Origin of the sequence: Amycolatopsis kentuckyensis, from assembly GCF_041679295.1 — a bacterium.
GTDB lineage: Bacteria > Actinomycetota > Actinomycetes > Mycobacteriales > Pseudonocardiaceae > Amycolatopsis > Amycolatopsis kentuckyensis_A.
On the sequence record NZ_JBGDMD010000003.1, the window covers coordinates 239,033 to 251,922 of the forward strand.

Annotated in this window: 8 protein-coding genes; 4 read left to right on the forward strand and 4 right to left on the reverse strand. The window is 75.3% G+C overall.

Annotation, left to right across the window (positions count from 1 at the left end):
- Nucleotides 1-47: 47 nt before the first annotated feature.
- Complete coding sequence (locus ACERZO_RS12800; protein ID WP_372664822.1) at nucleotides 48-1,187, forward strand: DICT sensory domain-containing protein; 1,140 nt, start codon at nucleotides 48-50, stop codon at nucleotides 1,185-1,187.
- A 258-nt stretch (nucleotides 1,188-1,445) separates the two neighbouring features.
- Here the strand turns inward: ACERZO_RS12800 and ACERZO_RS12805 are convergent, their stop codons facing one another.
- From ACERZO_RS12805 to ACERZO_RS12820, 4 genes are read right to left on the reverse strand one after another with little or no spacing between them, the layout of a single operon-like run.
- Nucleotides 1,446-2,894, reverse strand: coding sequence for an MFS transporter (locus ACERZO_RS12805; RefSeq protein ID WP_372664823.1), 1,449 nt, complete (start codon nucleotides 2,892-2,894; stop codon nucleotides 1,446-1,448).
- Entirely contained in the window at nucleotides 2,891-7,042 is a 4,152-nt protein-coding gene (locus ACERZO_RS12810) for a type I polyketide synthase (RefSeq protein ID WP_372664824.1), read from the reverse strand. The genes ACERZO_RS12805 and ACERZO_RS12810 overlap by 4 nt, the downstream gene beginning before the upstream one ends.
- Nucleotides 7,039-8,742: a fatty acyl-AMP ligase gene (locus tag ACERZO_RS12815; protein ID WP_372664825.1), complete on the reverse strand. Its 1,704-nt coding sequence runs from the start codon at nucleotides 8,740-8,742 to the stop codon at nucleotides 7,039-7,041. The genes ACERZO_RS12810 and ACERZO_RS12815 overlap by 4 nt, the downstream gene beginning before the upstream one ends.
- 18 nt (nucleotides 8,743-8,760) lie before the next feature.
- Nucleotides 8,761-9,363: a hypothetical protein gene (locus ACERZO_RS12820; RefSeq protein ID WP_372664826.1), complete on the reverse strand. Its 603-nt coding sequence runs from the start codon at nucleotides 9,361-9,363 to the stop codon at nucleotides 8,761-8,763.
- 417 nt (nucleotides 9,364-9,780) lie between these two features.
- On the opposite strand from ACERZO_RS12820, the gene ACERZO_RS12825 reads away from it, so the two are divergent.
- The 3 genes from ACERZO_RS12825 to ACERZO_RS12835 are packed head-to-tail and all read left to right on the forward strand — an operon-like array spanning nucleotide 9,781 to nucleotide 12,861.
- Entirely contained in the window at nucleotides 9,781-10,794 is a 1,014-nt protein-coding gene (locus tag ACERZO_RS12825) for an alpha/beta hydrolase (RefSeq protein WP_372664827.1), read from the forward strand.
- Nucleotides 10,791-11,621, forward strand: a complete 831-nt coding sequence (locus ACERZO_RS12830; RefSeq protein ID WP_372664828.1) for an SDR family NAD(P)-dependent oxidoreductase — start codon at nucleotides 10,791-10,793, stop codon at nucleotides 11,619-11,621. Before ACERZO_RS12825 ends, ACERZO_RS12830 begins: the two co-directional genes overlap by 4 nt.
- Nucleotides 11,622-11,670: 49 nt before the next feature.
- A complete protein-coding gene (locus ACERZO_RS12835) occupies nucleotides 11,671-12,861 on the forward strand; it encodes a glycosyltransferase (RefSeq protein WP_372664829.1) in 1,191 nt (396 codons plus the stop codon).
- The last annotated feature ends 29 nt before the right edge of the window (nucleotides 12,862-12,890 follow it).

The window sequence follows — 12,890 nt, forward strand, 5'->3', positions numbered from 1 at the left end:
TCTTTTACGGTGATTGCCTCTCTTCCCCCGGCGAAGGCGACCCCTCCATGCCCGACGCAGACCCGCGCGCTGGCCTGCTGTCCAAACGTGCTCTGGTGACCGCGTCGCACGCGGTCGAGCGCGCGGCCCTCGCCGAGGGGGCCGGCGCCGACACCGTCGTGTTCGCGCTGTTCCAGCGGCTGCCGTACTTCGAACGCGAGCGCGAGATGTACGCGAAGATCGCGCGGAAGGCCGCCGTCACGGTGGTCGGCATGGTCGACTCCGGCCGGCCCGACCTCCCGCACGGCGTCACGCCGGTGCTGCTGCGCCCCGACGAGCCGATGGCGCGCGAGTGGTCGGTCGCCGTGCTGTCGCCGACGTTCGGGGCGTCGGTCGTGGCGCAGGACCTGGACGAGATCGACCCGCAGGCGACGTCGGTCGAACGCGCGCGGCTGTTCCGCGGCCGCTGGGGACTGCGCCGCGACGAGGCGTACGCCGAAGTGGTCCGGCTGCGCGACGCGATGGGCGACCGGCTGCCCCCGGCGGTCCGGCGCACGGTCGGCGACGTGCTGGCGTCGGTGGAGACCCCGGCGGAGGTCGACATCGAGAGCCGCGCGGAGGCGGCGCTGCGGCACGTGGCGTCCCGGCTGGACGCGGCCCGCGCGTCGGCCCCGGTCCCGGCGGGGCCCGCGGTCGACCCGGAGACGGGGCTGGACACCCTGGCGGGCATCACGCCGTGGCTCGGCGACGCGACGGACACAGTGCCGCTGGGCCTGGTCCTGGTCGCGGTCGACGACCTGGCGGCGGTCGAGCGCCGCCACGGCCCGCGCGTCCGGATGCACACGGCGCAGAACATCGCCGACCTCCTGCGCCGCGGCCTGCGCCCGCTCGACCGCGCGGTCCGGCTCGGGCCGGGGGAGTTCCTGGTGGTCCAGCCGGCGGTCCCGGCGGCGGAGCTGGCGGCCCGCAGCCGCCACTGGGAGTCCCGACTGGCGGCGCTGCACGCGACGTACCCGTTCGTGGACCTGCACCCGCGGACGACGACGTTGCTGACCCGGCGGCGGCCGTTGCCGCTGCAGAAGCTGCGAGCCCAGTTGCGTGAGGTACCGGCGGTGACGTTGTGGCCGCCGAGCCAGGGGTCGTTGCCGATCCCGCCGGAGCCGCAGGGAGTGGCGATGCGCTCGGCGGCGGGCGCCTGGTTCCGCTGACGGCGGCCGGGTAGGTCGGGCCGCGCCGCTCCGACGGCGGCTGTCGGGGGTGGCTGGCTGGGTCGTGCCAGGTTGCGGCTGCCGGGGGTGAATGGCCGGATCCTGCGGGCCGCGTCTGCCGATGATCGCCGGGGGCCTGCCGAGCCGCGGCTGCTGCCGCAGGCAGCGGCTCGCCGCTTTGGCCGGGAGATAAAACCTGCGCTGCCGCTGATTCCGCTCCCGGCACTCCGCGAAGGCACCAGACTTCCGTATAACGCCCTATACCGCCGCCGACCGAACACCCCTCCTAACCCGGCCGAACACCGAAACCACCGCAGCGACCACGAAGAGTCCACCAGCGACCCCCGCCGCCACCTGCACCCCCGCGGTGCACGCCGTCCGCGCGGCCGCCAGCAACCCCTCCGCCGCGAACCCCCGCGCCGCCGCCTCCGCCTGGGCCGGACCCGCCTCCGCCAACCGCGCCGCCGAAACCGGCACCCCGGGCGGCACCACCAGCCGCGCCGCGTACACCGCCGCGGCCAGGGAACCGAATGCCGTCGTGCCCAGGCCCGCCCCCAGCTCGTACCCCGTCTTCTCGACCGCCGCCGCGCCGCCCGCGTGGCCGGGCGGGGCCGCCGTCAACAGCGTGTCCGTGCTCGACGTCAGCGCCAGCGCCATCCCGAACCCCGCGCCGACCAGCGCCGCGGCCAGCCACCACGACGTCAAGCCGCCCGCCGCCGGCACCGTCAGCGACACCCCCGCCGCCGCGAATCCCCACGTCCGGACCCGGGCGTTGCCGAACCGGCCGAGCAGCGCCGGCGCCGTCACGCTGCCCACCGCCGACGCCCCGAGGACCAGCAGCAACCGCGCCGCCGCGGCCGTCGGCGACAGGCCCAGCACCACCTGCAGGTACTGCGCCAGCAGCACGCCGAGCCCCACCAGCGTGCTCATCACCAGCAGCACCCCGCCCACCGCACCCGGCACGCCCGGGCGGCGGAACAGCGTCAGATCCAGCAACGGCGCGGCCGACCGCCGTTGCCGCCGCACGAACAGTCCCAGCAGGACACACCCGGCCGCGCCGGCGAGCAGGCCACCGCCCGACGGTCCGGCCGCGAACGCGATCCCGAGCACGCCACCTGCCGCGAGGACCGCGCTCAGCGCGTCCCACGGCCGTCGCCCGGGCGGCGACCGCGGCAGCCACCGCAGCGCCGCGACCACCGCCGCGAGGATCACCGGCGGGTTCACCAGGAACGTCGCCCGCCAGCCCCACGCCTCGACGAGCACCCCGCCCAGCACCGGCCCGAACACCGAGCCCGTCCCGGCGACGCCGCTGCACACCGCGATCGCCGTGCGCCGGCGGCGCCGGTCGGGGAACAGCTCCCGCAGCAGCGACATCGTCACCGGCATGATCATCGCGCCACCGCAGCCGAGCGCCGCGCGGGCGACGAGCAGCGCCGTGACGTCCGGCGCGAACGCGCACCCGAGCGACGCCACGCCGAACACCAGGTAGCCGGTGACCAGCACGCGCCGACGTCCGAAGCGGTCGCCGAGCGTGCCGAACGGCAGCAACAGCGGCGCCGCCGTGAGCGGGTAGATCGCCACGATCCACACCTGGGCCGCCGCGCCCGGGCGCAGCTCCCGAATGAGGTCGGGCAAGGCGACGTGCAGCACCGTCGCGTCCACGGCCACCAGGAAGAGCCCCGCGCCGAGCACGGCCAGCAGCTTCACAGCAACCGCGCAAGATGCCGCGCGACGACGTCGACGTGCGGCGGGTCGACCACCGACAGGTGGTGCGCGGGCACCGGCACGATCTCCAGCCGCGGGCACAGGTCCGCCCAGCCCGCGGCGAGGTCGGAGCGGGAGTAGCGCGGTTCCATGGCCAGCCCGGCGGCGTACGGCTCGGTCGCCCGGTAGAGCACGACGCGGCCGTCGTAGGGGCGCGGAGTCCCGCGTTCGGCAGCGAGCGTGTCCAAAAAGGACTGACGCTGGTGCCGCAGGACGCCGGGGCTGAGCAGCCCGGCTTCGGCGACGCGGCGCATGGTCAGCTCGATCTGCTCCTCCTCGGGCAACGGCGCGAGCTCGTCGTGCCCGAGCCGGACCGGGCGGCCGTACGTGCCTTCGACGTACCCGGTGAACCGCAGGAACCGCCGCGCCGACGACGCCCGCGGGTCGAGGTCCGGTTCCGGCAGCGGCAGCATGGTGTCGAGGAGGGCGACGAGTTCGACGTCTTCGCCTTCCTCGGCGAGCCGGGCGGCGACGCCGTAGGCCAGCGCGCCGCCGAACGACCACCCGGCGAGCCGGTAGGGCCCGCGCGGCAGCCGCGCGCGGACCAGCGGCAGCAGCCGGTCGACGCGATCCTCGATGCTCGTGCCCGGCACGCGTTCGAAGCCGAGGCACGGCACGGCGGCGGGGAGCCGGTCGAGCAGCGGGCGGTAGACGGTGCACGTGCTGCCGCCGGGGTGGAACAGCAGCAGGGGCACGGCGCCGGCGTCGCCGGGGGTGAGGACGTGCACCGGGCCACGGCTTTCGCGCGTGTCGAGGACGGCGCGGGCGACGTCGGCGATGGCGGCGGGCGAGTCGTGCCGGAGCAGGTCGGCGGCGTCGATCGGGGTGTCGAGCTCGGTGGAGAGGTCGGTGGCGAGGAGCCGGGCGAGGTGCTCGTCGAGGACGGGGTGCGGGCCCGGGTCGTCGCCGGTGTGCTTGCGCCAGAGCCGCAGGACGAGGCGATCGGCGGCGTCCCAGGCGCGGCCGCGGGCGGGACGCGGGAGTTCGCCTTCGCGGGGAGCGAGGTCCCGGTTGAGGTCGGCGAGGGTGGCACCCCGCAGAACGGCGGCGGTATCGGGTTCGGCGCCGAGTTCCCGCCGGACGGCTTCGCGGATCCGGTTGGCCATGAGCGAGTCGAGCCCGAGGTCGACGAGCGGGGTGTCGGCATCGAGGTGGGCGGGCGAGAGACCCATGACCGCGGCGACGATTTCGGTGAGCCGGTCGCCGGACGACGCCGGCGCCTCGGACGCGCCGGCCCGGGTACCGGTGGTGGCGATCGGTTCCGCCACCCGGGCCGCCGCCGCGACATCGGTGTACCAATGCCGGACGTGCCGCCACGGCATCGGTGGCACGTCCGCCAACCTCGCACCGTCGTCCGGAGCGCTCACCGTGATCCGCGTCCCCGCGCAGTACAGCTCCGCCGCGGCCGCGCCGAACGCCCGGACCTCGTCCTGCCCGCGCCGCAACGTTCCCACCACGACCGCGTCCCGCACCCCCGCCGCCTCCAGTGTCCGGGCCGACGAACCGCGCAGGATCGGGTGCGGCGAGACCTCGACGAACACCCGGTGCCCGTCCGCGGCCGCCGCCGTCACCGCCTGGCGGAACCGGACCGGACGCCGCACGTGCGCCGCCCAGTAGTCCGCGTCGAAGTCCGGCAGCGCGCGCGGGTCCGTCAGCACCGTGTCGTACCACGGCACCAACGGCCGCCGCCCGCCCAGCTCGGCCAGCGCGTCGCGCAACGGCCCCAGGATCGGGTCCACCGAAGCCGAATGCCCGGCGACGGACACCGGCAGCCGGCGCGCGGTCCGCCCCGAAGCCGTCAGCGACGCCACCAGTGAGTCCAAAGTGGACGCGTCGCCGGCCACCGTCACCTGCCCCGGCGCGGAGTCGACCGCCAGCTCCACCCCGGCCGGCAGGTCCGCCGCCGTCAGCGAAACCGCGGCCATCGCGCCGCCCGCGTCGATGGTGCCCAGCAGCCGCGCCCGGGTGGCGACCAGGTGGACGGCCTCGTCGGCGGTCAGCACACCGCTCACCACGGCGGCGGCCGCGGAGCCCAGCGAGTGCCCGATGACGGCGGCGGGCCGGACGCCGAGCGCCTCCCACCGCGCGGCCAGTGCCACCTGCGTCCCGAAGATCGCCAGCTGGGTCTCGGGCAGCGACCGGCGATCCGAGCCGAGCAACGCCCGCAGCGACCGTCCACTGTGCTCGGTGAACGGGTCGCCGAGCTTGTCCACCTGCGCCGCGAACGCCGCCGACGAGGCCAGCAGCCCGCGGCCCATCCCGGTCCACTGCGAACCGTGCCCGGAGAACACGAACACCGGCCCTTCGCCCGGCACCGCGGTCCCCGTCGCCACCCCCGCGGGCAGCGGATCGGCGTCGACCGCCCGCAGCAGGGTGGCCAGCTCGGCGGTGTCCCCGGCGACGAACGCGGCCCGGTGCCGGTCGCCGTTGTCGCGCCGGAACAACGTGTGCGTGACGTCGGCGAGGGACTGGCCCGGTGACGAGTCCAGCCAGTCCGCCAGCTGCGTCGCCCGTTCGGCGAGCCGGGAACGGCTCCGCGCGGACAGCAGCCCGATCCGGACCCCCGGACCGGGCGCGGGAGCACCGACCGGCGCGGCCGCTTCGAGCACGACGTGCGCGTTGGTCCCGCCGAACCCGAAGGCCGACACCCCGGCCGTGGCGCGCCCGGAGTACGACGGCCACGGCGTCGGCTCGGTGACCACCTTCAGCCGCAGGTCGCCGAACGGGATGTGCGGGTTCGGCGCGGTGAAGTGCAGCTGCGGCGGCAGTTCGCCGTGCACCAGCGCGAGCACGACCTTGATCAGCCCGGCGATCCCGGCGGCCGCCTCCGCGTGCGCGATGTTCGTCTTGACCGACCCGATCAGCAGCGGCGCGGCGGGGGAGCGGCCCGCGCCGAGGACCGCGCCGAGCGCGCCGGCCTCGATCGGATCGCCGAGCAGCGTGCCGGTCCCGTGCGCCTCCACGTAATCCACAGTGGACGGATCGAGCCCGGCGCCGCGGTAGGCGTCGCGCAGCATCGCCTGCTGGGCCGCGGGATTCGGGGCGGCCAGGCCGTTGGACCGGCCGTCGGAGCCGACCGCCGACGAGCGGAGGACGGCGAGCACGCGGTCGCCGTCGACCTCGGCGTCGGCCAGCCGCTTGAGCACCACGACGCCGCAGCCCTCGGCCCGCGCGATGCCGTCCGCGCCGGCCGAGAAGGTCTTGCACCGGCCGTCACCGGCGAGCAGCCCGGCCGCGGCGAACGCGGCCGTCGGCCCGGGCACGAGCATGAGGTTCACCCCGGCGGCCAGCGCCAGGTCGGCTTCGCCGTCGCGCAGCGCACGGATGGCGTGGTGCACCGCGACCAGCGACGACGAGCAGGCCGTGTCCACCGCCATGCTCGGTCCGCGCAGGTCGTAGACGTAGGACAGCCGGTTGGCGGCGATGCTGCCCGCCGCGCCGGTCGCCGTCCACAGGTCCGGTGCGGCGCCGGAGAGGGTCAGGTGGCCGTAGTCGTGGGTGGCGATCCCGGTGAAGACGCCGGTGCGGCTGCCGCGCAGCGACGCGGGGGCGATGTCGGCGTGCTCGAGCGCCGCCCAGGTCACCTCCAGCAGCATCCGCTGCTGGGGATCCATCGTCGCGGCCTCGCGCGGGGTGATGCCGAAGTGCTCGGCGTCGAACCCGGCGACGTCGTCGAGGAACCCGCCGACGATCGGCGCTTCGCCGGCGTCCCAGCGGCCCGGCGGCGCGGTCCGGACGGCGTCCCGGCCGCCGCGCAGCAGGTCCCAGTACTCGTCGACGCCGTCGGCGCCGGGCCAGCGGCAGCCGAGCCCGACGACGGCGATCGGGTCGGTCCGCCGCCGGTCGGCCGGCGGCGCCTCCGGCTCGTCGCCCGCGGTGAGGCTGCGGACGAGGTGGTCGACGGTCGGGCTTTCCCACAGCAGCGTCGCGGGCAGCCGCGTGCCGGCCAGGTCTTCGAGGTCCGCGGCGATGCCGACGGCCTGGCGGGAGGACAGGCCGTAGTCGGCAAGCGGGCGGTCGGGTTCGACGGTCGTGCCGGTGTGCTCGGCGAGCAGCTCGAGAAGCCGGTCGCGCAAGTCGCGGTTTCTCATCGCACCAGTGCCTTTCCGTAGTCGCCGGCGAGGTAGCGGTCGCGGCAGGCCGCGCGCGCGATCTTGCCGCTGGAGGTGCGTGGCACCCGGCCCTGCGGGACGAGCAGCACGTCCCGCAGGGACAGCCCGTGCGCGTCCGAGACCAGCCGGCGGACCGCGACAGCCAGGGCGCGTTCGGCTTCTCCGGTCAGCTCTTCGTGGGCGCGGTGCTCGGCGACCACGACGACGGACTCGGTGTCGGCGCCGGGGACGGCGAACGCGGCGACGCTGCCGGGGCGGATCGCGGGGTCGGCCGACGCGGCCGTCGTCTCGACGTCCTGGGGGTAGTGGTTGCGGCCGTCGACGATGATGAGGTCCTTGATCCGGCCCGCGATGTACAGCTCGCCATCGTGGCGGACGCCGAGGTCGCCGGTGCGCAGCCACGGCCCGTCGGGCAGCCCGGGGTGCTCGCCGGTCAGCCGGGCGCCGAAGGTTTCGGTGCTCTCCAGGGGTTTCTCCCAGTAACCGGCGCCGACGTTGGGGCCGTGGACCCAGATCTCGCCGACTTCTCCGTCGGCGAGGGCCACGGCGGTCCGCGGATCGACGAGGGCGACCTGCTGGCCGGCCGGGACGCCGCACGCGACGAGCCGGATGCCGGTGCCCGCGGGCAGCGCGGTCCCGGTGGCGAGGGCGTCCCGGTCGAACGTCGTGACGTGCGGAGCCGCGGCCGGGCCCGTGGTGACGAAGACGGTCGCCTCGGCCAGGCCGTAGGCGGGACGCGTCTTCTCGGGCGAGTAACCGGCGACGGCGAACGCGGTGTGGAAGCGGTCGAGGACGTCGGGGTTGATCGGCTCGGCGCCGTTCACGATGGCCGCGACGTCGCCCAGGCGCAGGCGTTCCGGCTCGCGGACGCGGGTCGCGCAGTAGTGGAAGGCGAAGTTCGGCGCGGCGCTCCACGCGCCCGGGTGGTCGCCGAGCAGTTCCAGCCAGCGGACCGGGCGCTCGACGAAGGCGAGGGGATCCATCAGCACCGACCGCAGGCCCAGCGCGAGGGGCGTGATCAGGCCGAGGACGAGCCCCATGTCGTGGAACAGCGGGAGCCAGGAGACCGTGGTGGCCGTCCGCGGGTCGAGGCCGAGGCCGCGCACGACCTGGGCGACGTTGGCGAGCACGGCGGCGTGCGTGAGCACCACGCCGGCCGGGCTGCGCGTCGAACCGGACGTGTACTGCAGGTACGCGACGTCGTCCGGCGACGCCGCGGCAGCCGGCCACGAGCGCGCGGGACCCGGGCGGTCGGCGGCGACGACCGGGACACGGCCGTCGAGGAAGTCCTCGACCGCGAGCTGGGCGCCGGTGGTCGTGACGACGGCCGTGGGTGCGCAGTCGGCGAGCACCGCGGCGAGGCGCCCCGCGTGCCCGGGCAGGCCCGGGTCGAACAGCGGCACGGCGATCGCGCCCGCGGCGATCGCGCCGAGGAAGCCGGCGACGTAGTCGGTTCCCTGCGGGCAGAGCACGGCGACGCGGTCGCCGGGGCGGACCGGGAGCGCGGCCGCGACGGCGTCGACGCGCTCGGCGAGCCGCCGCCAGGTCAGCCCGCGCCGCCGTCCGGCCGGGTCGGCGGCGAAGTCGAGGAAGGTCACGGCGGGCTCGTCGGGCGTCGCCGCCGCCCAGTGGCGCAGGCAGGCGGTGAGGGTGCCGCCGCCGAGGTGCTGCAGGGACATCGGGGTTCTCCTTGCGGTTCAGCGGCCCAGCCGCGGGCCCGCGTGCTGCCACGCGGCGACGGCCAGGGTGTCGAGGTCGAGGCCGGTCGTCCCGGCGTCGCGGAGCACGAGCAGCACGTCGTCGGCGGCGATGGCGACGGTGCGCAGGATCGGCCCGGTGGTCTGCCCGGGCAGGCTCAGGACTTGCTGGTAAGACAGGGTTTCCGCGCCGGGAACGGCGGGCGGGGTGGCGAGGGTGAGCGTCGAGACCGTCGGGAGGTCCTGGTCGTCGACGGTGACCTGGGCGCAGCGGCGTGCCTGCGCGGTCCAGGCGGTGAGGTCGGTGCGGGTGCGGGCGAGGAGTTCGGAAACCTGGCCGCCGGGGACCGCGGTCTGGAAGCCGCGGGCGGTCACCGGGCCGCCGGGGAGCAACCGGCCGTGGACGACGGCGGTGCAGCCGTCATCTCTGTCTACTGTGGATGGTGCTTCGGGTACGTCGAATTCGGCGCGGGCGGAGTTGCCCGGGATCGCTTCGGCGGGCAGCAGCGCGGCCGGTGGAACCGCCGGCGGCGGTTTCGCGGCGGAGCCGGAAATGGTCGTCGCCGCGGCCGCGGCGACCAGGAGGATCGGGGAAAATCGCATTCGGGCAGCCATCGGTATCCCTTTCGGGGAGCCTTCCGGGATTTCACGGCCCCCGCACTGGGACCCTTCGCCGGCGACGCGTCCACGGACGGCCGAGCCCGGCGGCACGGGAGACCCTACGGCAGGTAATCGGTTACCGGAAGAGCCTCAAGATTGCGTAAACGTGCCGCGTGTACCCGGCGTGACCTGCGGAATGGCTGGTTACTCACGAGTCGGGCCCAGCGTTGTGGCACGGGCGTCCGACTTCGGTCACCGTGGGTGGTCGTCGACTCACCCGTGTGGGGGAGTTTGTTTGCCTGCGCTTCACATTGTCCGGCATCGGACAATTGCGTTTTCGTTTCTCCCTCCGCTAACTTGGCGGCACGCCCGAAGTGTTTTCCGGGTGATCGCCGTCACTTTCCCGGGAAAGGAAAACAGATGCGCATATCCGCGAGGTGGTCGCGGTGCGCCGCGGTGCTGCTCGCCGTGGTGGCCACGCTGCCGGGCCCGCCCGCCCGGGCCGCGACGAGCGTGCCGGACGCGCGCGCCGACGACGGGTCGCACGTCGTCGCGGAGACCACTGTGGACGGTGATGCCCGGGTGCTGGACCTGACCGTGCGCTCGACCGGCGTCGGTGCCTACGCGATGGTCCGGCTGATCCTGCCGCGGGACTGGGCCGCCGAGCCGGACCGGCAGTGGCCCGCCGTCTACCTGCTCGCGGGGGAGACGCGGCTGCAGGACTACCGCGGCTGGAGCGCGAACACCGACGTCCGGCGCCTCGCCGACGACGCGGACGTCCTCGTCGTCATGCCCGGCTCGGGCCCGGCGGGGTTCTTCACGGACTGGTGGAACTACGGCAAGGACCTCGCGCTCAACCAGTGGGAGACGTTCACCGCGGTCGAGCTGCCGCAGCTGGTCGACCGCGGCTACCGCGGCGACGGCCGGCGCGCGGCGGCCGGGCTGTCGCTGGGCGGCTACGGCGCGATCGAGCTCGCGGCGCGGCGGCCGGGCGTGTTCCGCTACGCCGCGTCGTACAGCGGGAACCTCAACCCGGCCGGTCCGACGGGCGAACTGCTGACCGACGCCATCGTCGCCTCGGCCCACCTCGACCCGGAAGCGTTGTGGGGCGACCGCCGTCGCGAAGCGGCACGCTGGGAGGCGCACGACCCGGTGGTGAACGCGGACCGGTTGCGCGGCACGGAGCTGTACCTGTCGGCGGGCAACGGCCTGCCGGGACCGCTCGACGCGAAGCTCCCGGTCGACGTCCTGCCCGGGGCGATGCTGCTGGAGTTCCTGTGCGGCGGCCAGACCACGGCGATGGCCGGCCGGCTGCGCGCGCTCGGCGTCCCGGTGACGGCGGACCTCTACGGGCCGGGTACGCACCAGTGGGCGTACTGGCAGGAGCAGCTGCACAAGACGTGGCCGCGGATGCTGGCGGTGGTGGCGTCGTGAGACCGTCCTATGTGGTCACGGGGGCGTCAGGCGGGATCGGCCGCGCGTGCGTCGCGGAGCTGGTCCGCCGCGGTGCGCACGTGTGGGCGAGCGTCCGGACCGACGCGGACGAGAAGGAGCTGGACCGCGTTTTCGGTGGTGCGGTGAGCGTGTTGCGCATGGACCTGCGGGACGCGGACTCGATCGCCGAGTGCGGCGCGCGGGTCGCGGCGGCGGGACCGGTGCGGGGGCTGGTGAACAACGCCGGCCTCGCGCGGCCGGGGCCGTTGGAGTACGTGCCGCTCCCGGCGTTCCGCGAGCAGCTGGACGTGAACGTGACGGGCCAGCTCGCGGTGACCCGCGCGATGCTGCCGGCGCTGCGGATCGCCCCGGTCGCGCGGGTGGTGACGGTCGGCTCGATCGGCGGCCGCATCGTGGGGCCGATGGTCGGGCCGTACCACACGTCGAAGTTCGCGTTGGTGGGCTTGACGGACAGCCTCCGGGCGGAGCTGGCCCCGGAGGGGATCGAGGTGATCCTGGTGGAGCCGGGCGCGGTGGCGACGGCGATCTGGACCCGGGCCCGGGAGGCGGCGGAGGAGGTGCGCGCGACGCTGCCGGCGGCCGGGCTCGAGAGGTACGGCGAGCAGTTGGCGGCGGCGGAACGGAGTGCGCTGCGCTCGGCCCGGACGGGGGTGCCGCCGCGGCGGGCCGCCGAGGTGGTGGTGCGGGCGCTGACGGTCCGCCGTCCGGCGCCGAGGTACCTGGTCGGCCGGGATGCCCGGGTGGCGGCCGTGCTGGCGAGGTTGCCGCACCGGCTGCGGTACCGGTTGACGGCGGCGAAGCGATGACGGCGACCGCGAGGCTCGGCCGGCGGCTGCGCCGCGAGGCGGCGACGCGATGAGCCGCCGGGTCGTCATCATCGCGCCCGGTTCGCGCGGGGATGTCCAGCCCTGCGTCGCCCTCGGGCGGGGGCTCGCCGCCGACGGTGACCGGGTCCGGGTCCTCGCTGCCCCCACCTTCGAGCCCCTCGTCACCGCGCACGGCCTCGAGTTCGGCCCACTGTCCGCGGATCCCGGCGCGGTGCTCGGCTCCGAAGCCGGCCGCGCCTGGACTTCGGGACGTCGCCTCGCCTTCCTGACCGGCCTCCGCGAAGTCCTGCGCCCGGTCCTCGACCGCATGCTCGCCGACGTCCACGCCGGTACGAAAACCGCCGATCTCGTCCTCGCGCCGACCCTCGGCTTCCTCGGCACCCACCTCCCCGTCCCGAACGTCGAACTCCACTACCAGCCCAGCATCCCGACGCGGGCCTTCCCGCACCCCCTCCTCCCGTGGGCCGCGAAACTGGGCCCGTGGGGCCGCCACCTCAGCTTCACCGCCGTGGACGCGCTGGCCGGGCACCTCCTGCGTCCCGAGATCGACCGCTGGCGAGCGGAAACCCTCGGACTCTCCGGGAAACGGCCGCGCCGCGACTCGCCGGTCCTGTGCGGCTTCTCCGACGCCGTCGTCCCACGGCCGCCGGACTGGCCCGCGCGGGTCCACGTCACCGGCTACTGGTTCCTCGACACCGACCCCGGTTGGCGCCCGGACCCGCGGCTGCGCGACTTCCTGGCAACGGGTCCGCCGCCGGTGTACGTCGGCTTCGGCAGCATGCCCACCGAGGAGACCTTCGGCCTCGTCCGCACCGCCCTGCGCCGCACCGGGGTGCGCGGGCTCGTCGCCGGCGACGGGCCGGACACCGACGACCTGCTGACCGTCGCCGACGTCCCGCACGACTGGCTGTTCCCGCGCACCGCGGCGGTGGTCCACCACGGCGGCGCGGGAACCACCGCGGCCGGGCTGCGCGCCGGCGTCCCGGCGCTCGTCTGCCCGGTCTTCTCCGACCAGCCGTACTGGGGCAGCCGCGTGTACCGGCTCGGCGCCGGACCACGTCCGTTGCCGCACAAGGAACTGACCGTCGAGGCCCTGACGGCGCGGCTCGAGGAGCTGACGACCAACCCGCTCTTCCGGCGCGGCGCGCAGTACGCCGGCGCCCGGCTGCGCAAGGAAAACGGCGTGGCCCACGCTTGCTCGGTCCTGCACGAACTGTAGAAAGCCGGCGGACCGGTCTGCGATCATGA